Genomic DNA, 21,231 nt, shown 5'->3' with positions numbered 1-21,231 from the left:
TTAATCCTTACGCATTTTATCAGAGAATGCTATGGGGGTTGGGTATTTCAAAACAACAAAATATGATGAGACAATAAAGGTTAAAATGGTAGTTGCTTGAATTAAATTAGAAGCTTTATCCGAAATCAGACTAGTACTCAAAGCAATACTCGCAACCAGTAATGAAAACTCACTTGCTTGCCCTAATCGGATACCCACTTCCTTTGCAACCTGTTTTTTCTCACCAGATTTACCAAGAAGCAAATAAAATAGTACCGGTTTAAATAGTAAAACTATAGCAGATAAAATAATTGCAGGAACCATTATTTGGTGCGCCAGTCCAAAATTAAATGTTGCTCCGATTGAAAAGAAAAACATAACCAGAAAAAAATCTCTTAAAGGTTTTAAACTCTCTGCAATATAAAGAGAAATAGGACTTGCTGCGAGGGCTACGCCAGCAATAAATGCACCGATATCCTCTGAAAGACCTATTCTTTGTGCAAGAACAGACAAACCAAGACACCATCCAATTGACAACAAAAATACATATTCTTGAGTTCTATCAAAGCGAGCCAACAATCGAATCAAAACATACTTCTCAACAGCAAAGGCAAACAACCATAACGCGGGTAAATCAATACCGACTAAAATGATGTCATCGATTGAGAAACCACCTGTTTTTTGTGCACCATTAATTAAAATCAGTACAATAATTGCAATAACGTCTTGCATTAATAATACGCTAATCATTACCTCACCAGTATGTTGGTGATGCAAGATAGTTGTTGGTAATAATTTCAAGCCAATAATGGTACTTGAAAACATCATTGATGCGCCTAAAATCCATGACTCAGTCACACCTAAACCAAAAAGCCTGCCAATCCAATAGGCTGTTACAGCAAAAAAAATCGAACTAACTAAAGCAATCCAGGTAACTTTCTTGAGCATGTGTACAAGATTCTGCGGCTGTAAATGTAATCCTAGCAAAAACAATAGAAAAACAATTCCAACATCACCAATCTGTCTCACAATACTTACATCGGATACAAGCTTTAAACCCCATGGTCCAAACACTGCGCCAAGAAGAATATATGCTACCAACAAAGACTGTTTGGTGTAGAGCACCAGTGTTGATAGTAATGCAGCGCCTGCGAAAATTAAGAAAATTGTATAAAATACAGAGCCGTCGTGCATTGATTGAATACCTCAATTTTAAAAAATCAGCCATTAGACATTTATAGCCTAGGTGCGCAGGTAACCTAAAATAAAAAAAGTTAACTCATGCACGAAGCCCCAGACTACGCGGCGCCCCACCCAGAATACAACCTATTGCTATAGCAATTCTAATGCCCTAAAAATTTGAAGCAATAATTTTATCTATTAATCCGATAATTAGCTATCAAAAATTCTATTATGAATTAAATTAAAACAGAAAAAGATCCGGTGACTCCATTAAGAGCCAATTTATGCTTTAAACTATCCGACATATTTTTTGATCCAAAGGGACCAACCCTAACAACATAATGTTGCTTATAGTGCTCAATATAAACTGGAGAAGGAGTAAGGCGAGCTAATTTTTCTTTTAGACGTTTTGCTAGGATCTCGGTTGAAAAAGCGCCTGCTTGCAGATAATAATGTGCTTTTCCCGCAGGTCCCGCTAAAGTCTCAATTTCAACTGGTGCTGTTCCTCTGGGGAATACGCCTAATTTTAAAGCGGCAGCATACGACAAATCGATAATTCTATCCGAGTGAAAAGGACCACGATCGTTTACTTTAACTACAGCCACCTTTCCATTATTTAAATTTTTAACTTTTACATACGTAGGTAATGGCAAGGTCTTGTGTGCAGCGGACATGACATACATATCGTAGGGCTCACCGCTCGATGTTCTTTGCTTATGAAATTTTGTTCCGTACCAAGACGCGATCCCACGTGTTTTATAACCAGTAGAACTTCTCATTACTTTGTATGAGCGTCCATCAACAGAATATTCAGTGGGATTGCCATACCGACTTAATGGTTCTTTAGCCGGAACGGGCTCCTTAAAACTGACTTGCCTCGCTTGAGCAGGAGCTCCATCTTGATGTTGGGTATATCGATTTGTTTTATTTTTATAGCGATTATATATGGAATTATTCGTATTTCGCGCTGCTTGTCGAGTGGACTGTTTAGCTCCTGACGATGCAGAATCCAGAGACTGATTCGTAGTTTGGCATCCTGTTAATAGAATGGTCACAGCAATAAGTATCTTTCGCATTTTTTCCATTTTTTTATTGTTGTTTTCTGGCTAATATACAGAAATATCATCTAATTTCGAAGATTTATTTTAATTTGAAAAAAAAATCATTATTTTATTTGCTATTTTGTTGCCTTCAAAAGGCTGTGATAATATATTCTCTTTTTTGTATTTTGGATTAGTAAACAACATGACAAGAGCAACGTCTATACTTTTAACTACATTGTTTATCATTACTTTATTTGTACAGTCAACTAACTCGATAGCTGATGAAGGTTCATTACCTACAAAACCTAGTGCTGACTTAGAAAGACCCTCACCAACAGTAAATAATAAACCCCTAGTTACCCCTGCTCCTCCAATTCTTAATGCAAAAGCATATATCTTAATTGATGTGAATAGTGGCAAAATCATTGCTGAAAAAAACAGTGAAGAGCGTTTACCTCCGGCCAGCCTAACAAAAATGATGACTTTATATGTTATCTCAAATGCGCTGCATCATGAACAAATTCATCTCGCTGATAGTGTACGTGTAAGTCGTGAGGCTTGGAAAATAGGCGGCTCTCGCATGTTCATCAAAGAAGGCCAACAAGTCCCTGTTGAAGACTTACTTAAGGGAATTATTGTTGATTCGGGGAATGATGCATGTGTTGCAATGGCCGAGCATTTAGGAGGCACTGAAAACTCATTCACTGATCTTATGAATCAGCAAGCTCAAAACCTTGGAATGAAAAACAGCCATTTTACTGACAGTACTGGCCTGCCCGACCCTAATTTATACACTACAGCGAAGGATTTAGCGATTCTTGGTAGAGCATTAGTTGTCGATTTTCCACAATATTATGACTGGTACAAGCAAAAATGGTTTACTTATAATGGTATTCGTCAGCCGAATAGAAATCGTTTATTGTGGCGCGATAATCAAGTAGATGGGATAAAAACTGGCCATACGAATGATGCGGGATTCTGTCTCGTTTCGTCTGCAAAGCGTGACAACATGCGCTTATTAGCAGTAGTTCTTGGAGAGCCAAGTGATTCTTCTCGTGCAGATGATAGTGAAAAATTACTAAATTATGGCTTTAGATTTTTTGAAACTCATCAGCTTTATAAGTCAGGCCAATCGATTGCCGAGCTTGCTCTATACAAAGGGACAGTAGATAAAGTTACTATAGGTTTAAATGAAGATCAATTTATCACTATCCCTACAGGTCAATATCAACGTCTAAATATTTCAAGCAAAATTCCTGCCTACCTTGAAGCACCGATTAAAAAGGGTGACAAAATAGGTGATTTAGTGGTTCAATTTGACAATAATATCATCTCAACTAAACCCCTTTACGCTTTACAGGATGTTGAGTCAGGTAGCTTTTATACTCGAACCAAAGACTCAATTCGCTTAGCGTTCAGACGTTGGTTTGGCTCCTAAAACTTATAGGGCTTAAGGATGACAAAAACGACTTTAATTGAATTTCCCTGTTTTTTTCCTATAAAAATAATAGGGAATAATTCGCCCGATTTTCTTGAGGAAATGAGACAAATTTCTATGTCTCATTTTCCTAATATTGAAGAAGATGCATTGACTCATAAAATGAGCAAGGACTCTAATTATTTAGCAATAACAGTCACTGTTTATGCAGAAAATCAAGAGATCCTTGATGCCTTTTATAGAGCCATTACACAGCATCCAGAAGTAAAAATGGTTCTATGATGAAAATACGACAGCTGGGTATTCAAGATTACAATGATGTTTGGCTGCGGATGAAAGAGTTTACCCAAAAACGAGAGACAAACTCACACGATGAACTTTGGCTTTTAGAGCACTTTCCTGTTTATACTCAAGGACAAGCAGGAAAAGCTGAGCACATATTAAACTCTGCATCCATACCCATTGTGCAATCTGATCGAGGTGGGCAGGTAACTTACCATGGTCCTGGTCAGCTTGTTGCCTATGTTTTAATGGATATCAGAAGAAAGAACTTAGGCATAAGAACCTTAGTAAGTAAATTAGAGCAAATTTTAATCTCTGTGCTAGCACAATACCAAATAGAAGGCTCCATACGGTGTGGTGCTCCAGGAGTTTACATTAATGAACAAAAAATAGCATCAATTGGATTAAGAGTAAAAAATGGCTGTACTTATCATGGAATTGCACTTAATGTTGATATGGACTTAAAACCTTTTTCAGGAATAAATCCTTGTGGATTTGCAAAAATGGAAATGACTCAAATGAGATCTTTCATTCCTGATATTCAAATCGATCAAGTCAATCATCATTTTGTGCAATATTTTCTAGAACAATTTTATCCTTGAAAAAAATATGAACTTGTTCGTAGACTACGTACAGCCACTTACAGACTGGTTGCAACATAACCCACATTGGGCTTTATTTATTACATTCCTTATTTCCCTAACTGAATCCTTGGCAATTATAGGCAGCATTGTACCCGGAAGCGTCACTATGACCGCTATAGGTATACTGGCTGGCTCAGGAATTATGCGTATTGATCTTACATTATTGGCTGCTATTTTAGGTGCAGTTGCCGGTGATAGTCTAAGTTATGTGCTTGGATATTATTACAGCGATCGATTGACTGAAATTTGGCCGTTTAGCAAGTATCCCAAATGGATCCAATATGGCAAAGAATTCTTTGAAACACATGGTGGAAAAAGTGTATTGATTGGACGCTTTGTTGGTCCTTTACGCTCGATTATTCCAGTGATTGCCGGGATTTTACATATGAAACAATGGCGTTTTTTCGTAGCTAATGTTCTATCTGCTATTGGCTGGTCTCTATTGTACGTGCTTCCTGGTGTTGTAATTGGTGCAGCAAGTCATGAATTATCCACCGAAAGCGCAACACGTTTATTTGTATTCATACTTGTTATACTTGCAGGACTTTGGTTAATTAGCCTAGTTATCAAACGGCTCATTCGGTTGCTAAACTCTATTTTTACATTATATTTAGATGATTTTTGGCTCAACCTTAAAAAAAATTCGCTGTTTGAAGGTGTATATAATGCATTTACCCCTAAAAATGAAACCAATCACTATCATACTGCTTCCTTTGTGCTAATAACCGTATTTTCTCTACTCTGTTTTATTATCCTTTTAATATTAACTGTTACGACACAAAGCCTAACTTATATTAATTTACCTACTTATTTATTTTTACAAAGTTTTAATACATTAATTCTAAAAGTATTTTTTATCGTTTGTACTCAATTAACTTCTACAATAACAATAATTAGCTTCTTTATTATTTGTTGTTGCTGGTTCATTTTCCATAAAAATAGAACCGCAATTATTTATTTATGCAGCCTGATTCTTTTTAGTAGTGTTGTTGCTTTGTTACTTACATACCTTATCCATAGTCCTAGGCCAACAGGTTTATTGGTCACGCTTCCAGGCTACTCTTTTCCCGCAAGTAATCTTCTGATTGCTACTGCTTTGTACGGATTTATTTTGTTTTACATCAACCAAACCTATACCCTATTCGCAAATAAACTGAAATCGATCGTATTTACAATTTTAGGCTTTAGTGGTTTAGGTTCTCTCTATTTAGGTGATTATTGGCTCACAGATGTTTTAGCATCCTATTTTTTAGGTACAACAATTTGTTTAATTCACTGTTTAATTTATAGAAAATCTAATATTTCGTTAAAGAAAATATCGCATTCACTGCTAATAATTTCTCCACTTTTTATCAGCATTTTCTTAGCGTCATTCGTATCAACCTACATTAATTTTAAAGCCCTATCTTATAACCACACTCCTAATTATAAAAAGTTCACGTTAAGTGAGGAAACATGGTGGGAACAGGAAAAGCCCATTCTTCCAATTTATCAATTCAGTAGAATAGGGAAGCGAATCAGTTTGTTAAATCTTCAATTCGCAGGTAGTTTAAATTTGTTACAAAAAAATCTGGAGAAAAATGGTTGGGTGCCTCATACAGATTCTTTTTTTACCAACTTACTTATGCGAATGAATAAGCAGCCCAACGGTATTAAGCTCCCATTATTGACTCAATTATATGAAAATAAAGCGCCGTTACTGATCATGACTTATATCGATCAACAAACTCAGTTAACGCTGGAATTAAGAGTTTGGGAGTCAAATTATAATTTATTAGAGTCAAACCAACCATTATGGGTAGGTAGTATTCATCCATCCAATCGTGCTAATAAACAAATGGACAATCAAGGTTATTCCCCAAATTTAATAAACCCACTCATGTATTTGTTTAAAACAGATAATACATTTGCAGTCAAACAAATCAAACTTCCAGATACGATGATTAAAACAACAATGTATCCCACGCAACCATACTTAACCCTGATTAAAGAAAAGAATAAGTAGACAGCTAGCATTCATATAAAACATTTATAAATGATCGATTTTTTATTGAGTCGGTAACTAGATCACCTACTATTCACTACAGGAGATCTTAATATAATTTACTATCTCTGCTTTGCGGTTCGCTTTTTATATCAATTGCAAAAATAAAAAATATTGCTTTACTTAGTTCTGATTAATTAAAAACCTAACTCTGGCTAGCATAATCTATACATATGTAAAAAATACTGTTATAACTATATAGTTTTTAAAGTAAATATCATTTAATTTTGAGAGTATCACTCAAATGTATACCCTGGGAAAATTAATCCAAGCCTTTTTTCCATTAATTGCACTAGTACTCTTTATTATTGGAATTAAAAGAAACGCTATTTATTACATCATTTCATCTCTTTGGCTTAGCCTTATTGCGCTACTGATTCATTTTCAGTTTTCTGGAAATCAAATTTTTGGAACATATTTTAACTACTTTAATACGGGAATTTATTCTTTTAATTTACTTATATTGCTTCTTGCGTTGATACAGGTCATATCTCATTTAAGAATTAATGGCTCAGTTATCAAATATATATATCCCCTAGTTAGTTCATTTTTGGTTGTAGGAGCATTTATAGTAATTTGCAATCTATGGATTAATGCTTTTTTTATAGAGAATAAGATGGAGGGCACACCCATAATGCAAGTGGCTCTCTTTGAAAAGCCAGATTATTGCAATAATAAATATGTTTTTTACAAGATTGATGAAAACAGTTCAGTCACCTATCTCTGCCCTAATCATTATGGTTTATTACCCTCTATTGGACACTTAACTACGAGCCCCGATTTCATTACAACACAATTGTCATTACCAGTAAAAAAACAATTGTTATTAAAGCAAAAAAATAAGAGTTAATGTAATTGATACGAAAACAATAAATTATTACATAAGGGGACACCAAGCCCCATTTGGTCAGGATCCTAGGAGGTTAAATTGTTCTTTGGTTTGATATTTGATAACATGCCAACAATTCATCACTTTAATGTTTATATGAAACGGATATTAGCCCTTGTCATAATGATACTAAGTTTTAATTGCCACGCTATGGCACCTAAACTTAATTGGGATCAGGCAGTTGATAAGGCAATAAAGCGTTATGGCTTACGTGTTGAACCCCGACTTAAATCGTATTTTTCTAAAGCGAAAGTAAATTACCCTCCACGCGAAATCGCTTTACTTGCTTTTAAATCAGAACGAAAAGTAGAACTTTGGGCTAAAAATCCTGATCAAAATTGGAAACATATCCACGACTACCCTTTAACTGGCTTTAGTGGTCGATTAGGACCTAAATTACGTGAAAATGACAAGCAAATTCCAGAAGGTGTTTATAAGCTAGTTAATTTTAACCCATTTAGTAGCATGCATTTGTCGATGATGATTAATTACCCTAATAATTTCGATAAGCAAAAAGGCTATCAAGATGGAAGAAGAAATTTAGGTAATAATATTTTTATCCATGGTAAAGACTTATCAGTAGGTTGTTTGGCAGTTGGTAATCTAGCGATAGATCAGCTGTTTATTTTGGCACGTCGCGTTGGTCTCGATAATATTCAAGTCATTATTGCGCCAAATGATTTACGTGAAAATAAAGCATCTACTTCTACATTTGCTCAACCCAGATGGCTTCCTGAATTATATAAAAACATCGCGGAATCACTAAAACCCTTTAGTAAGAAAAACTATACGGTTTAAAATCTACCATGTAGCATCAATGTTTGGTAACCTGGGTGCAGCGCAACCCGGGTTTCTTGCTAAGTGAATCCCCGGGTTGGGCTATGCCATCCACCCAGGCGACAAAACTACAAACAACGCCAAGCATTACTCTTTTGGTAAAGAAGATAAAAACTCTGTAACCTCTTTAGGTGATAGCTCATGACATTGTCCACGTGACAAAAATCTTGGCATAGTTAACATACCATAACGAATGCGTATCAACCGACTTACTTCAACACCCTGCGATTCCCACAGACGTCGAACCTCTCGATTACGTCCTTCATTTAAGGTCACATGATACCAAGAGTTAGTTCCCTCACCGCCACGAAACTCCAAGCGAGTAAATTTAGCTATTCCATCTTCAAGCTCAACGCCTTTTTGCAGTTTATTTAATGCATCAGGGTTAACCTGACCATGAACTCTAACAGCATACTCCCTTTCTAATTCATATTTAGGATGCATTAATTGATTGGCTAAATCACCATTATTGGTAAATATAAGCAATCCAGACGTATTTAAATCCAAACGCCCTACTTGTACCCATCGCCCTTGTCGTAAATGGGGCAAACGATCAAAAACTGTTTTCTCAAACTTAGGATCATGACGACTTGAAATTTCACCAACAGGTTTGTGATAAAGTAGAATACGTATGTTTTGTCTTACCTTAAGTGGATTAGGGATTAACTTCCCTTTTACTGTGATTTTATCTTCAGCACTTGCTGAATCCCCTAATTTTACAGGCTTTCCATTCACTTGTACCCAACCATTTTCTATCCAGCGCTCCATCTCTCGTCGCGATCCAAGACCTGCCTGGCTTAGTATTTTTTGTAACCTTTCGCTGCTCATTCGGTAATATACTCTTCATTAGGATTATGTAAGGTCAATGCTTCCATAACCTCTGGTAAGGTTGGAAGTTCATTTAAATATTTTAAATTAAAATAATTTAAAAATTCTCTTGTTGTTGTGTATACAGCAGGTTTACCTGCTACATTTTTATAACCAGAAACACGAATCCATTCTCTTTCCAATAACGTTTTCATTATTTGACTATTTACGGTAACTCCACGTAACTCCTCAATATCGGCTCGTGTAACTGGTTGCTTATAAGCAATAATAGCTAAAGTTTCAAGTAAAGCTCGAGAATATTTAGTTGGCTTCTCGATTTGCATTCGCGCAATCCAGTGACTATATTCTTTTTTAGTTTGTATCATAAAACCTGTTGCAACTTGAATAAGATCAAAAGACCTGGCTGTATAATCTTCTCTTAAGTCATTGATAATAAAACTCAAGTGCTCTTTAGTAGGTCTTTGCCATTCATCAAAAACTTCTAATAATCTGTCTAGTGATATGGGTTCATTGGCACTTAAAAGTAATGCTTCTATTATATTTTTTAATTCCTTTTCATCCATTTTATGCTGCCTGTAAATGTATTGGAGAAAATGCTTCATTTTGTGTTATTACAATAAGTGATTGTCTTGCTAACTCTAAAATCGCTAACAAAGAAACAACCAACCCAATTCGTCCTTCTTTAGCGGAGAATAGTTGATTGAACTCTAAAACTTTGTGCTCCTGTAGTTGCAACAAAATATGACTCATTCGTTCACGAACAGATAACGCCTCACGTGAAACCTGATGATGACTTATTTGTTCTTCTCTTTGCAACAATGATTTCATTGCTTCAATTAAATCCTCAAGCTGAACCTCTGGATGCACAACTATTCGCTCAAGCTCAGAAGGAGCTACTTGAATGATAAAATGGTCGCGTTCTTGTCGAGGAAGCGCATCAAGAAGCTCTGCAGCAATTTTTATTTGCTCATAGGCTTGAAGTCTTCGTACCAATGCCATTCGGGGATCTTCTTCCTCTTCATCATCACTCGTGGGTGGAGCCGGTAGCAATAGTCGTGACTTTATTTCTGCAAGCATAGCAGCCATCAATAAATAATCAGCGGCCAACTCCAATCGTCTGCACTCCATCAATTGAATGTAATGCAAATATTGTTTGGTAATACTTACAATAGGAATATCCAAAATATCAATATTCTGTTTGCGAATAAGATATAAAAGTAAATCGAGTGGGCCGCTAAAAGAATCCAACAGTACTTCTAGTGCATCAGGTGGAATAAATAAATCATCCGGAAGCTCTGTAAGCTCCTTACCATCAACTATGGCTTTTATTTCCAGATTGTTTGATATCTCAATATTTTCAATACCCATGCTCACAACTCATTCTTAACCGGCTCTTACAGAGCCCTTTTAAAGATTGGCATAATAAATAATAGAATGGGAGAAACATGTGACCCAGGATTGTTTCCTTAGAGCCTGTTGAAACAAGCTCTATGAAACTTAGTATCAATAATCCAGTCCCATGACCTCTCGGACTGTGCTCAAGTTTTTACTAGCCACTTCTTGTGCTGCCTCACTTCCTTCAGAAACGATTCGTTTCACTGAACTTAAATCAGATTCATATTCAGCAATCGCCTCCTGAATAGGTTGTAACTCTTTATTAATCGCGTCCACAACAGGTCTTTTACATTCAATACAACCAATTCCTGCAGAGCGACAACCTTTTTGCACCCAATCTTTCACTTCATTATTTGAGTAAATTTTATGGAATTGCCAAACTGGACATTTTTCAGGTTCGCCAGGGTCTGTACGTTTGACTCGCGCAGGATCAGTAGGCATAGTCAGTACCTTTTTTTCAACCTGGTCTGGTGCTTCTCTTAACATAATTGTATTGTGATAAGATTTGGACATTTTCTGTCCATCAAGGCCAGGCATTTTGGCAGTCTCAGTAAGAAGTGGATGGGGTTCAGGTAGAATAATTTTACCGCTGCCCTCTAAATAGCCTAACAAGCGCTCTTTATCTCCAATAGATAAGTTAGATTGATCTTCTAAAAGAGCCTGTGCCGTTTTAATTGCCTCATGATTCCCATGCTCCTGAAATTGCCGGCGTAATTCACTATAATACTTGCTATTCTTTTTCCCCATTTTTTTAATTGCTTCAGCTGCAAGCTCTTCAAAATTAGGTTCCTTGCCATAGATGTGATTAAATCTGCGCGCAATTTCTCGGGTCAACTCAATGTGAGATACCTGATCTTCTCCAACTGGAACATAATCAGCATGATAAATTAGAACATCAGCGCTTTGTAATAAGGGATAGCCTAAGAAACCATATGTTGATAAATCTTTTTCTTTTATCTTTTCTTGCTGATCTTTAAAGCTCGGTACCCGCTCAAGCCACCCCAAAGGAGTAATCATTGATAAAAGTAAATGAAGCTCCGCGTGCTCTGGAACCCATGATTGAATAAATATTCGTGATAACCCAGGGTTCACACCACAAGCCAGCCAATCAATAATCATATCCCATAGATGTTTTTCAATAAAACCTGGTTCATCATATTGTGTTGTTAAGCCATGCCAATCGGCTGCAAAAAAGAAGCAATCATATTGATGTTGTAGTTTGACCCAATTTTTTATTACACCATGGTAGTGACCAAGATGTAATCTTCCGCTGACTCGCATTCCAGAAACAACTCGTTTATTGGAACTAAATAGTGCTGACATCAATATCCTCTTTTTAAATATTATAGAAACGTATATATTCTTTATTAATTATCTAAAGGGCTCCGGATCACCTTTCCCCTCCCTTATTATGACTGGATAATCACCTGTTAAATCAATTACCGTTGTAGGTTCATGACCGCAATTACCACCATCAATAACCAAATCAATTTGATTTCCTAGTAGATCACGAATCGCTTCAGGTTCACTTAATGGAGCCTTAGCACCGGGAAGAATTAATGTAGTACTCATTAACGGCGCCTCAAGACACTCCAACAGTGCAAGAGTAATCATATTATTAGGAACACGTAATCCCAAAGTTTTCCTTTTTGGATGCAACATTAGGCGAGGAACTTCATGCGTTGCATTAAGAATAAAAGTATAAGAACCTGGTGTGAATGCTTTCAATAATCGGAATATTGGATTTGATACTCGGGCATAAGTGCCAAGTTGGGATAGATCTCGACACACGAGAGTCATGTTATGATTTTTATCCAATTGGCGTAATCTTCTAATACGCTCAAGCGCAGCCTTGTTCCCTAAACTACAACCTAATGCGTAGCCTGAATCTGTAGGATAAACAATTAATCCCCCTTCTTCGATTATATTCACCGCCTTTCTCAACAAACGAGCTTGCGGATTGTCAGGATGTAATGCAAAAAACTGACTCATTAAAGTCCCCTGTTAGATGTTCCATTCATGCCAAATAGGCGTACAGTTTATTGGTAGTTGTTTCTGACTTCCAAGATTAACTCGTGAAGCAATATTCCCATGATAGTCGGAACCTGAAGAAGCTAATAAATGAAAGCGCAGACATGTTGCAGCCATTTCATTTATTTCGGTTACTGTCATTTCTCCCGAGACGACTTCTATTCCTGCTCCACCAGCCTCTTTAAATTCATTAATTAACTCATGCAATTTAGAACGCGTCAATCCGTATTTAAGTGGATGCGCTATAACTGCCTGACCACCAGCAGCAATAATGCCCTGCACTGCTTCTTGAATACTAACCCAAGGAGTCGGCACATAGGCGCTCTTACCTCGACCTAAAAAACGTTTAAACGCAGCCGCAAGATCCTTAACCATACCTTCATTAACGAGAACTTGGGCAAAATGTGGTCTACCCACTCGCTTATGACCTGCCAAATCACACGCTTTTAAATATGCATCTGAAATACCCAATAAATCTAAAGCAGTACCAATTTGCTGTGCGCGCTCGATTCGACTTAGATTTTGCCGCTCGATAAGTTCAAGAAGACTTGCCGTGTGATTAATTTGATAGCCTAGAATGTGTAACTCATGTTTTTTCCAGCGAGCACTAAGTTCTATGCCGTTAATTATTTTAATGGATGTTGCAGCAGCTGCATCAAGTAACTCTGGATAACCGGTAACAGTATCATGATCGGTAAGTGACAGACACGTAATCTTTTGACTTTGTGCTTTGTGTATTAATTCTTTTGGACTTAACATTCCATCAGAAAAATTGCTATGACAATGAAGATCGATCATGGATGCGCGTTATATCAAAAAGAATGATTGTACCATAAATCTTGCAGAAGATGAGCTTTCTGCACTATTCTTGCGTGTTTCTAATTTGCAGTATAATAAATACTATACTGATAATATATAGTTCTTCATTAAGGAAAACCAAAGAATAATGATTCATAATGTTCATCACGTTAAATTATGCCGAAAATCGATTGCTGCGCGAAATAACAAACAAGCTGATTTTCTCGATTCAATTGATCGCTTTGACATCACGTTTGCTGTAGGCCCTGCTGGAACTGGAAAAACTTATTTGGCTGTTTCAAAGGCCATACAATGTTTTGAAAAAGGTGAAGTACAACGATTGATTTTTGTTAGGCCAGCAGTTGAAGCTGGTGAAAAATTAGGTTTTCTGCCAGGAGATTTGGTGGAAAAGGTATTACCTTATTTAAGACCTATTTATGATGCACTGTATGAAATGATCGGTTTCAAAGAAACACAAAAATTAATTCAAACCGATATTATTGAAGTGTTGCCTTTGGCGTTCATGCGTGGCCGAACGTTAAACGAATCATTCATCATTCTTGATGAAGCCCAAAATACGACCATTATGCAAATGAAAATGTTTTTAACACGCATAGGTTTTGGTTCAAAAGCTGTGGTAACTGGAGATATGACCCAAGTAGATTTACCAAAAGGTATTGATTCAGGGCTTGCCCATGCAGTAGGATTATTCAAAAAAATACCGGAAATTAGTATTCACACGTTCACAAGTCGCGAAGTAGTACGACATCCATTAGTATCTAAAATTGTTGACTGCTATGATAATGCTTCAACAGGAAAAAAATAATGAATTATTATATTGATGTTCAAAATGCAACTGATGAATCCCTACCCGTTAGTGAAGACGAATTAACACGTCTAGCACACCTGGCGTTGAGGGATTATCAAAAAGAAGCTGAGTTAACAATTCGTCTGGTTACACCTGAAGAAATGACTTATTTAAATCATACTTACAGAAAACAAAATAAAACTACAAATGTGCTGGCATTTCCTAGTTCATTGCCTCCTGAACTACAGCTTGAATGTCCGCTTTTAGGTGATGTAGTGATTTGTCCGCATGTATTATTAGAAGAAAGTAATCAATTGAGTAAGCCTTTAGAGGCCCATTGGGCGTTGATTTTGATTCATGGAATATTGCATTTATTGGGCTATGATCATATTAAGGATGATGAAGCAACCATAATGCAAGCTATTGAAATTAAATTGTTAGCGGAGCTGGGGTTTCCTAATCCTTATACCGCAGAGGATATTGAACTTGAATAAAGAGGAAGATAATAGTAAGTGGTTCGCTCGCCTGAAACAATTTTTACAGGGAGAACCACAAAATCAAGAGGAACTTGTTAGTTTATTAAGGGACGCTCAAATTCGCGCTCTTATTAGTGCTGAAACTTTAGCAATGATAGAAGGCGCTATTTCATTCTCCAAGATGCGCGTACGGGATATCATGTTGCCTAAGAATCAGATGGTTTGTATTAAACAATATGATGAATTCTGCGATATTCTAAAAACAGTAACCCAGACTGGCCACTCAAGGTTTCCAGTGCTTGATACAGATTCTAATGAAATCATTGGAATATTGCATGCAAAAGATTTACTGCGCTATCAATCCTCTAATTTGGAAACCTTTGATCTATTAGATATTTGTCGATTAACTGCTTTTGTGCCTGAAAGCAGACGTTTGGATAGCCTTCTTAGTGAGTTTCGCAGCAACAAAAATCATATGGCTATTGTTGTAGATGAATATGGCGAAGTTTCCGGATTTGTCACCATTGAAGACATTATTGAACAAATAATTGGCGATATTGAAGATGAGTTTGATATCGACGAAGATGCCTACCTTAAAGTACATGAAGATGGACACTATATTGTGAAAGCTCATATGCCCATTGATGAATTTAATGAACAACTAAGCGCGGATTTTAGTGATGAATTTTATGATACAATTGGTGGGATTGTAATGAATAGTTTTGGTCATTTACCTTCACGAGGGGAAACCATTACGATTGATTCTTTTGAATTTAGGATTATTAATGCCGATGCCAGAAGAATTAAGTTAATGGAATGTATTGATAAACGTAAGGCATAATGAACTATGAATGGTAATATTCTCATAATTGATGATGACATAGAACTAACTGACTTATTAGCCCAATATCTGGTACCGGAGGGGTTTAATGCTGTATGTGTTCATGATGGTGAAAGTGGCGTAAAAAAAGCATTAAATCAGACTTTTGACGCAATTATTCTCGATGTCATGCTCCCTAAATTAAATGGTTTTGAAGTATTGAAAGCAATTCGAGAACATTTGGAGACCCCTGTTCTTATGTTAACCGCTCGAGGGGATGATATTGATCGTATCGTTGGTCTTGAAATCGGTGCAGATGATTATTTGCCTAAACCATGTAATCCTCGAGAACTAGTGGCTCGTTTACGTGCTATTTTAAGACGCACTCAAAAAATCCCCACATCAAGACCGATTATTGAACAACACAATATCGTTGTTGACTGTTCTAAACGCCATGTAACTATGGCAGGAAATTATCTTGAGCTCACAAATGCAGAGTTTAATATTTTAGAAATGCTTATTAAATCACCAGGACAAGCATTTTCAAAAGAAGAACTCACTGAATATGCTCTCGGTAGAAAATATACTGCCTATGATCGCAGCATTGACGTGCATATCAGCAATCTAAGAAATAAGTTAGGAGATAATCCTCAAGGCGAACCGATAGTTAAGACGGTTCGTGGCTTTGGATATATGTTTAATGCGTAGTTTGTATTGGAAAATTTTTATTTCATTTTGGTTAGCCACCATTCTTATTATTTTCACTACTGCATGGGTCATTAGTCATATTGTGCAAAAATCATCGTTACCTGCACAAGAGCAACTATTTATGGACAGCTATGCGAATGCAGCAGTTGCAACTTATGAGTCAGGGAGACAAGCTGCTTTATTAAAATGGCTGAATAAAATCGGCATATCTCGCCATATGTCACTTTATTTATTATCCAGTACCGGTGAAATTATTGGAACACAAGCAGCACCTGCTAATGTAAAAGAAGTCGCCGAAAACCTACTTCAGGAACAACTAAGTGAAGGTATTTTAAAATCAGGGAAACTTATTGTAAGTCACGAAATTTTATCAACCTCAGGAAAATTTTATCGTCTTGCTGCGGTTAGTGAAAAACCAATCTATCATTTTGTTGGCGTTCCCTGGGCAGGACTTGCTATTCGTCTTATCTTAGCCACCTTTATAAGCGGACTTATTTGTTACTTATTATCACGTTATTTAACACAACCTTTGCGATCTTTAGGTATGGCAGCCAAATCAATTGCGACTGGAAAATTAAATACTCGTGTCGGGCCCTTAAGAGGACATCATAATGATGAAATTGCTCAATTAAGTAAAGAGTTTGATCGTATGGCAGAGCAACTAGAAACTTTAGTGAGCTCAAAAGAGAGACTGCTACAAGATATTTCTCATGAATTACGCTCTCCTCTTGCTCGACTGCAAATTGCCATTGAGTTGGGACGCAATAAAACGCAACATTTAGCTGATACAGAATTTAATCGCATGGAGCTTGAATGCTCACGATTAAACGCTTTAATCACTGAGGTTTTGGACTTTGCTCGTTTAGAAAAATCCACAACCGAGCTTAATTTAAATGAAACTGATCTTTCTGCACTTTTAGTCAGTATCATTAAAGATGCTAATTATGAAGTTGGTGAAGATACACCTAGAGTTCAAGCAGGTATAATTGAACCTTGTCACTTATTGATCGATGAACGTTTAATTCACAGAGCGGTCGAAAACGTAGTTCGTAACGCGCTACATTACTCGCCTGCGGCCAAGCACGTTACCGTTTCATTAAAATATGATGAAACAAAAGAACATGTATGTATCGATATTAGTGATGAAGGGCCTGGTGTTTCTGAGGATCAGCTCGAGCGAATTTTTAATCCGTTCTATAGAGTAGATACATCAAGAACCAAAAAAACCGGTGGATATGGCTTAGGTTTGGCGATTGCCTCTCGTGCAGTTCAATTGCATCATGGTAAAATTATGGCTTTAAATAACCCTGACGGAGGGTTACTTGTACGAATTATTCTTAACTCAACGAGTCTAGTTATAATAGAAAAACCTGAATTAAACACAACTATAACTACATAAAACGTTATCAGTGAGTAATTCCTTTAAATTTCATGAAACAGAACTGTTTTTTTCTGTCTAATTAAGGTACAATTCGCAGGGTTATAGGCTCCTCAGGACTATTTTTATAATGACCGTAGCTCAGAAGTTAGATAAAGCAAGTGGTATTTTTTTCTTCTCTGGCTTTTTGCTTTCCAAGCTTCAGTATATACCGTTCCCACTTGTATCTGCCATCTTCAGATTTGTTTCTCTTGGGGTTTATTTACTCGCTTATCTTTCTTGGCTTACGGCATGCCTTCTCCATCCAGATCATGAGGAACATTATCGTAAATGGTATGGTTTTGCTCAGATTAAAGAGCAGTTCCTTCTTTCTTCATTAGTAGGACTAATTGCAACAGTAATCAGCGTTGCTGCGGTTTTTATACCTGCATTATTTCCTCCTGCAGCCTGGCTCTTTCTTTTGGGAAACATCATATGGACAATTGGAGAATATCATAAATTAAAAAATCCACCGGCCCAGGATGACAATTTTTCTTATTCCAAACAAAAAACCTATTTGTCTTACGCTGCAACGACATGTGCAATTACTTTAGTAACCGCAATCGCTGCCACGCTTATGTTTTTCTTCCCGCCTTTGGCAATACCAATTACTATTTTTTCACTAATCGTTTGCGTAGGGCTTGGTGCATTAGCATTTGAGTTCTGGCTGAACTCTGCATTTGGCGACCATAAACCAACTCCAACACCTGAAAGTTATGCTCAAATGAGTGATACATTGGGTCCATCTCCTGCTTTAGAACTTTCTGATACACCAGAGCCAGGTTGTTGGAACGGTTTATTTAATAGAACAAATGATAAGCCAGTTAAACCATCTCCCAAACCTTCTGAATTAATTGATGATGAGAAACATGATGTTGGACGTAGTCTTACTACCAATAGTTCTTTATAATTGAATACATAATATCTATTGTTTTTATTGAGTTGATTATGGACCCTAAAATTAAGAAAATGATTTCAAACGCCTATCAAGCACTTTCCCACTCTTACTCACCCTACTCTAAATTTAGTGTAGCCAGTTGTATTTGTACGGATAAAGATAATTTATATACGGGCGTCAATGTGGAAAATAGCTCTTATGGTTTGGCAGTTTGTGCTGAAACCTCTGCAATCTCCGCTATGGTTTCTGCAGGTGAGCAGTGTATTAAAAGTATGGTTGTACTCTCAGGAGCAAATTCATTGTGCTCCCCATGTGGTGCATGCCGACAAAGAATTTATGAGTTTTCAACACCTGATACAATAATTCATCTATGTGATAAAGATTCAATATTGCGTAGCTTAAAAATTGATGAGCTCCTGCCCCTGGCTTTTAAGTTTGATTTTAACCCTTAAACCGAGGAAAAGCAGTTGATAACTGCTTTTCCTAAGTTAACATAATAGGAACATTTGTATGACAGATACTGCAACAAAGCAGAGCTATGCTCATTTAGCAGCAAAATATATCCAGAAACTACATCCTTCATTTAAGCCAACTATTGGCATAGTTTTGGGTTCAGGATTAGGTAAATTTGCCGATGAGTTGCACGATTCAGTACGTATTAATTATGAAGAGTTACCTGGCTTCCCTAAAACTACCGTACAAGGACATGGTGGCAATTTAATTCTCGGATATTGGAACAACGTAGGCGTAGTATGTTTGCAAGGTCGCGCTCATACGTATGAAGGTATAGAAAACTATGAAACAGTTAAAACCTATATTCGTACATTGAAACTTTTAGGATGCAATTATTTTATTGCAACCAATGCCTCAGGCTCATTAAGAGAAGATGTTGGCCCTGGAGAATTAATGCTCATATCAGATCATATTAATTTACAACCAAGTAATCCTCTAATCGGTCCTAATGATGATGAATTTGGCCCAAGATTTTATCCTTTGGATAACGCATATGATCAACAAATGCGTTTTGATTTATTATCAATTGCAGAACAAAACTCAATAAAACTGACTGAAGGGGTTTATATCTCTGTTTTAGGCCCTCACTATGAAACAGCCGCAGAAATTAGAGCATTTAAACTTTGGGGAGCAGATGCAGTTGGAATGTCTACAGTTCCGGAAGTTTTAGTAGCCAATCACTGCTCCATGCATGTAGCAGTAATTGCCATGATTACTAATTACGCTACTGGTCTTTCAAAAACAGCCCATAGCCATGACTCAGTCGTTGCAATGGCAGAAGGAGCAGCGGAAAAGTTGAATCGCATCCTAAAACAATACATTGCGAGCTTAAAGTGACATTAGCGAACCACTTTAACGAAGTCATGCATCTGTTGCTTGGGGGTTATGCTCATAGAGCCATAACAGCTGAGCAACTCATTCAGACAATAGATCTCACCTTATTGGATGAGCAAGCAACCGTTGAATCATTATCTCAGCTAAAACAGAATGCAAATCTGAATCGAGTTGCCGCAATATGTGTTTACTTGCAGCACTTAGAACAATTTTCCTCACAAAATACCATTCCCTTAGCTACAGTTATCAACTTTCCTCAGGGAAATGATTCATTAGATTCTTCACTTGCATCTATAGAAAAAGCAATGCTGTTGGGTGTGGCTGAAATTGATTTTGTCCTCCCCTATCAGATCTATCTACAAGGACAACATCAAAAGGCATTAAACCAATGTCATGCTGTCTCAAAATTATGTAAACAACACAATCTTGCATTAAAAATTATCTTGGAAACGGGCGCGTTTCCTGATATGCAAACCGTTTACAATGTAAGTAATGAGTTAATTGAGTTAGGTTGCAACTTTATTAAAACATCTACAGGTAAAATACCTGTTGGAGCATCTTTATCCGCAGTATTTGCTATTTTAAGTGCCATTAGAGATACACAAGCAGAATGTGGCGTTAAGGTATCAGGCGGGGTTAAAAAGCCCCAGGATGCATACCATTATGCGATACTCGCAGAATTAATCATTAAAAGGCAAATTAACCAAAGCTGGTTTCGCATAGGAGCAAGCAGTTTATTAGATGAACTGTTAAAAATCATTTAATTCTCGGTTATACTGCGTGCGGCCAATATAAATTGATGACATGACACGAATAATTCCCTAATGATTACAGGATAATTTCTCCGTGACCTATCTTGAGGATAATTAGTTCGGCCATGTTCCTAACTGGAGTTTATGTCTTATGAATCGAAACAACCTATTTAAATCTGTTTTAGTATTACTTTTTGGCTTTATTTTAATAAGCTGTAATAAAGCCTTACCTCCCGGTGAGTATGATACAAGTGAAGTTGGCAAGATTAAAAAAGTAATTCCAGGTACCGTTCTTTCTAAACGCCCTGTAAACTTGCATCGCAATACGAATAATACAACAAAAAGCGCAAATAATAGTTTTGTTGATAATGGCTACAGCCAAACACGTGGTGTTGAATACGTCATTAGATTAAACTCAGGCGGAATTATTTCTGTAGTTCAGGCTGAGGATCTTAAACTAAAAGCAAAACAAAAAATTCTTGTCATTTATGGAAAACACACCCGTGTTGTTGCAGATAATGGCAGCGAGACGTTTTAAAATCTGAACTGTTTCTTGTTCCTCCTCATTTCTAAAAAAGTGATTTCAGGAACTTAACCTTATTCCCATGTCCCTCG

General features: G+C 36.8%; 24 protein-coding genes. 16 read left to right on the top strand and 8 right to left on the bottom strand.

Annotated elements, in window-relative coordinates; genetic code table 11:
* Positions 1 to 1,173, bottom strand: coding sequence for a cation:proton antiporter (locus Lste_RS06495; RefSeq protein WP_058510238.1), 1,173 nt, complete (start codon positions 1,171 to 1,173; stop codon positions 1 to 3).
* A gap of 224 nt (positions 1,174 to 1,397) precedes the next feature.
* Positions 1,398 to 2,237, bottom strand: coding sequence for a septal ring lytic transglycosylase RlpA family protein (locus Lste_RS06490; protein ID WP_058510237.1), 840 nt, complete (start codon positions 2,235 to 2,237; stop codon positions 1,398 to 1,400).
* 169 nt (positions 2,238 to 2,406) lie between these two features.
* Between Lste_RS06490 and Lste_RS06485 the strand changes: the two genes are divergently transcribed.
* From Lste_RS06485 to Lste_RS06460, 6 genes are all read left to right on the top strand, one after another.
* On the top strand, positions 2,407 to 3,642 hold the full coding sequence (locus tag Lste_RS06485; RefSeq protein WP_058510236.1) for a D-alanyl-D-alanine carboxypeptidase family protein: 1,236 nt from the start codon (positions 2,407 to 2,409) through the stop codon (positions 3,640 to 3,642).
* An 18-nt stretch (positions 3,643 to 3,660) separates the two neighbouring features.
* Positions 3,661 to 3,924 (top strand): HP0495 family protein, encoded by a 264-nt coding sequence (locus Lste_RS06480; RefSeq protein WP_058510235.1) that lies wholly within the window; start codon positions 3,661 to 3,663, stop codon positions 3,922 to 3,924.
* The gene (gene lipB / locus Lste_RS06475; protein WP_058510234.1) at positions 3,924 to 4,526 is read left to right on the top strand and encodes a lipoyl(octanoyl) transferase LipB; all 603 of its coding nucleotides are present in this window, start codon (positions 3,924 to 3,926) and stop codon (positions 4,524 to 4,526) included. The genes Lste_RS06480 and lipB overlap by 1 nt, the downstream gene beginning before the upstream one ends.
* 7 nt (positions 4,527 to 4,533) lie before the next feature.
* Positions 4,534 to 6,573 carry a bifunctional DedA family/phosphatase PAP2 family protein gene (locus tag Lste_RS06470; RefSeq protein WP_058510233.1) on the top strand — a complete coding sequence of 680 codons (2,040 nt, stop codon included), beginning with the start codon at positions 4,534 to 4,536 and terminating at the stop codon, positions 6,571 to 6,573.
* A gap of 283 nt (positions 6,574 to 6,856) precedes the next feature.
* Positions 6,857 to 7,462 (top strand): hypothetical protein, encoded by a 606-nt coding sequence (locus Lste_RS06465; RefSeq protein ID WP_058510232.1) that lies wholly within the window; start codon positions 6,857 to 6,859, stop codon positions 7,460 to 7,462.
* A gap of 135 nt (positions 7,463 to 7,597) precedes the next feature.
* Positions 7,598 to 8,299 (top strand): L,D-transpeptidase family protein, encoded by a 702-nt coding sequence (locus Lste_RS06460; RefSeq protein WP_193393417.1) that lies wholly within the window; start codon positions 7,598 to 7,600, stop codon positions 8,297 to 8,299.
* A 126-nt stretch (positions 8,300 to 8,425) separates the two neighbouring features.
* Here Lste_RS06460 and rluB read toward each other — a convergent pair whose 3' ends face one another.
* From rluB to Lste_RS06430, 6 genes are all read right to left on the bottom strand, one after another.
* Positions 8,426 to 9,166, bottom strand: coding sequence for a 23S rRNA pseudouridine(2605) synthase RluB (gene rluB, locus Lste_RS06455; protein ID WP_058510231.1), 741 nt, complete (start codon positions 9,164 to 9,166; stop codon positions 8,426 to 8,428).
* Positions 9,163 to 9,729 carry an SMC-Scp complex subunit ScpB gene (scpB, locus tag Lste_RS06450; protein ID WP_058510230.1) on the bottom strand — a complete coding sequence of 189 codons (567 nt, stop codon included), beginning with the start codon at positions 9,727 to 9,729 and terminating at the stop codon, positions 9,163 to 9,165. Before scpB ends, rluB begins: the two co-directional genes overlap by 4 nt.
* A gap of 1 nt (position 9,730) precedes the next feature.
* Positions 9,731 to 10,534: a segregation and condensation protein A gene (locus Lste_RS06445; protein WP_058510229.1), complete on the bottom strand. Its 804-nt coding sequence runs from the start codon at positions 10,532 to 10,534 to the stop codon at positions 9,731 to 9,733.
* Positions 10,535 to 10,669: 135 nt separating this feature from the next.
* Complete coding sequence (locus Lste_RS06440) at positions 10,670 to 11,884, bottom strand: tryptophan--tRNA ligase (RefSeq protein ID WP_058510228.1); 1,215 nt, start codon at positions 11,882 to 11,884, stop codon at positions 10,670 to 10,672.
* A 48-nt stretch (positions 11,885 to 11,932) separates the two neighbouring features.
* On the bottom strand, positions 11,933 to 12,553 hold the full coding sequence (locus tag Lste_RS06435; RefSeq protein WP_058510227.1) for an L-threonylcarbamoyladenylate synthase: 621 nt from the start codon (positions 12,551 to 12,553) through the stop codon (positions 11,933 to 11,935).
* A gap of 12 nt (positions 12,554 to 12,565) precedes the next feature.
* Complete coding sequence (locus Lste_RS06430; protein ID WP_058510226.1) at positions 12,566 to 13,390, bottom strand: PHP domain-containing protein; 825 nt, start codon at positions 13,388 to 13,390, stop codon at positions 12,566 to 12,568.
* A 148-nt stretch (positions 13,391 to 13,538) separates the two neighbouring features.
* On the opposite strand from Lste_RS06430, the gene Lste_RS06425 reads away from it, so the two are divergent.
* From Lste_RS06425 to Lste_RS06380, 10 genes are all read left to right on the top strand, one after another.
* A complete protein-coding gene (locus Lste_RS06425) occupies positions 13,539 to 14,216 on the top strand; it encodes a PhoH family protein (RefSeq protein WP_083503921.1) in 678 nt (225 codons plus the stop codon).
* Complete coding sequence (gene ybeY / locus Lste_RS06420; protein WP_058510225.1) at positions 14,216 to 14,692, top strand: rRNA maturation RNase YbeY; 477 nt, start codon at positions 14,216 to 14,218, stop codon at positions 14,690 to 14,692. The genes Lste_RS06425 and ybeY overlap by 1 nt, the downstream gene beginning before the upstream one ends.
* Positions 14,679 to 15,515 (top strand): HlyC/CorC family transporter, encoded by an 837-nt coding sequence (locus Lste_RS06415; protein ID WP_162264134.1) that lies wholly within the window; start codon positions 14,679 to 14,681, stop codon positions 15,513 to 15,515. Before ybeY ends, Lste_RS06415 begins: the two co-directional genes overlap by 14 nt.
* Before the next feature lie 6 nt (positions 15,516 to 15,521).
* The gene (cpxR, locus tag Lste_RS06410; protein WP_058510223.1) at positions 15,522 to 16,202 is read left to right on the top strand and encodes a two-component system response regulator CpxR; all 681 of its coding nucleotides are present in this window, start codon (positions 15,522 to 15,524) and stop codon (positions 16,200 to 16,202) included.
* Positions 16,195 to 17,601: a two-component system sensor histidine kinase CpxA gene (gene cpxA / locus Lste_RS06405; protein WP_058510222.1), complete on the top strand. Its 1,407-nt coding sequence runs from the start codon at positions 16,195 to 16,197 to the stop codon at positions 17,599 to 17,601. Before cpxR ends, cpxA begins: the two co-directional genes overlap by 8 nt.
* A 109-nt stretch (positions 17,602 to 17,710) precedes the next feature.
* A complete protein-coding gene (locus tag Lste_RS06400; RefSeq protein WP_058510221.1) occupies positions 17,711 to 18,529 on the top strand; it encodes a hypothetical protein in 819 nt (272 codons plus the stop codon).
* Between the two features lie 38 nt (positions 18,530 to 18,567).
* Positions 18,568 to 18,969 (top strand): cytidine deaminase, encoded by a 402-nt coding sequence (gene cdd, locus Lste_RS06395; protein ID WP_058510220.1) that lies wholly within the window; start codon positions 18,568 to 18,570, stop codon positions 18,967 to 18,969.
* 58 nt (positions 18,970 to 19,027) lie between these two features.
* Positions 19,028 to 19,867: a purine-nucleoside phosphorylase gene (locus Lste_RS06390; protein ID WP_058510219.1), complete on the top strand. Its 840-nt coding sequence runs from the start codon at positions 19,028 to 19,030 to the stop codon at positions 19,865 to 19,867.
* Complete coding sequence (deoC, locus tag Lste_RS06385; protein ID WP_058510218.1) at positions 19,864 to 20,628, top strand: 2-deoxyribose-5-phosphate aldolase; 765 nt, start codon at positions 19,864 to 19,866, stop codon at positions 20,626 to 20,628. Before Lste_RS06390 ends, deoC begins: the two co-directional genes overlap by 4 nt.
* A gap of 139 nt (positions 20,629 to 20,767) precedes the next feature.
* Positions 20,768 to 21,154 carry a hypothetical protein gene (locus Lste_RS06380; RefSeq protein ID WP_058510217.1) on the top strand — a complete coding sequence of 129 codons (387 nt, stop codon included), beginning with the start codon at positions 20,768 to 20,770 and terminating at the stop codon, positions 21,152 to 21,154.
* Positions 21,155 to 21,231: the final 77 nt, after the last annotated feature.

This window comes from Legionella steelei (genome assembly GCF_001468005.1).
Classification (GTDB): domain Bacteria; phylum Pseudomonadota; class Gammaproteobacteria; order Legionellales; family Legionellaceae; genus Legionella; species Legionella steelei.
This window is presented reverse-complemented; position numbering and strand designations above follow the sequence as displayed.

Bases quoted from the DNA above. Each gene is read 5' to 3' on its own strand.
- Lste_RS06495 (WP_058510238.1), bottom strand. From the start codon at position 1,173: ATGCACGACGGCTCTGTATTTTATACAATTTTCTTAATTTTCGCAGGC.
- Lste_RS06490 (WP_058510237.1), bottom strand. From the start codon at position 2,237: ATGCGAAAGATACTTATTGCTGTGACCATTCTATTAACAGGATGCCAA.
- Lste_RS06485 (WP_058510236.1), top strand. From the start codon at position 2,407: ATGACAAGAGCAACGTCTATACTTTTAACTACATTGTTTATCATTACT.
- Lste_RS06480 (WP_058510235.1), top strand. From the start codon at position 3,661: ATGACAAAAACGACTTTAATTGAATTTCCCTGTTTTTTTCCTATAAAA.
- lipB (WP_058510234.1), top strand. From the start codon at position 3,924: ATGAAAATACGACAGCTGGGTATTCAAGATTACAATGATGTTTGGCTG.
- Lste_RS06470 (WP_058510233.1), top strand. From the start codon at position 4,534: ATGAACTTGTTCGTAGACTACGTACAGCCACTTACAGACTGGTTGCAA.
- Lste_RS06465 (WP_058510232.1), top strand. From the start codon at position 6,857: ATGTATACCCTGGGAAAATTAATCCAAGCCTTTTTTCCATTAATTGCA.
- Lste_RS06460 (WP_193393417.1), top strand. From the start codon at position 7,598: ATGAAACGGATATTAGCCCTTGTCATAATGATACTAAGTTTTAATTGC.
- rluB (WP_058510231.1), bottom strand. From the start codon at position 9,166: ATGAGCAGCGAAAGGTTACAAAAAATACTAAGCCAGGCAGGTCTTGGA.
- scpB (WP_058510230.1), bottom strand. From the start codon at position 9,729: ATGGATGAAAAGGAATTAAAAAATATAATAGAAGCATTACTTTTAAGT.
- Lste_RS06445 (WP_058510229.1), bottom strand. From the start codon at position 10,534: ATGGGTATTGAAAATATTGAGATATCAAACAATCTGGAAATAAAAGCC.
- Lste_RS06440 (WP_058510228.1), bottom strand. From the start codon at position 11,884: ATGTCAGCACTATTTAGTTCCAATAAACGAGTTGTTTCTGGAATGCGA.
- Lste_RS06435 (WP_058510227.1), bottom strand. From the start codon at position 12,553: ATGAGTCAGTTTTTTGCATTACATCCTGACAATCCGCAAGCTCGTTTG.
- Lste_RS06430 (WP_058510226.1), bottom strand. From the start codon at position 13,390: ATGATCGATCTTCATTGTCATAGCAATTTTTCTGATGGAATGTTAAGT.
- Lste_RS06425 (WP_083503921.1), top strand. From the start codon at position 13,539: ATGATTCATAATGTTCATCACGTTAAATTATGCCGAAAATCGATTGCT.
- ybeY (WP_058510225.1), top strand. From the start codon at position 14,216: ATGAATTATTATATTGATGTTCAAAATGCAACTGATGAATCCCTACCC.
- cpxR (WP_058510223.1), top strand. From the start codon at position 15,522: ATGAATGGTAATATTCTCATAATTGATGATGACATAGAACTAACTGAC.
- cpxA (WP_058510222.1), top strand. From the start codon at position 16,195: ATGCGTAGTTTGTATTGGAAAATTTTTATTTCATTTTGGTTAGCCACC.
- Lste_RS06400 (WP_058510221.1), top strand. From the start codon at position 17,711: ATGACCGTAGCTCAGAAGTTAGATAAAGCAAGTGGTATTTTTTTCTTC.
- cdd (WP_058510220.1), top strand. From the start codon at position 18,568: ATGGACCCTAAAATTAAGAAAATGATTTCAAACGCCTATCAAGCACTT.
- Lste_RS06390 (WP_058510219.1), top strand. From the start codon at position 19,028: ATGACAGATACTGCAACAAAGCAGAGCTATGCTCATTTAGCAGCAAAA.
- Lste_RS06380 (WP_058510217.1), top strand. From the start codon at position 20,768: ATGAATCGAAACAACCTATTTAAATCTGTTTTAGTATTACTTTTTGGC.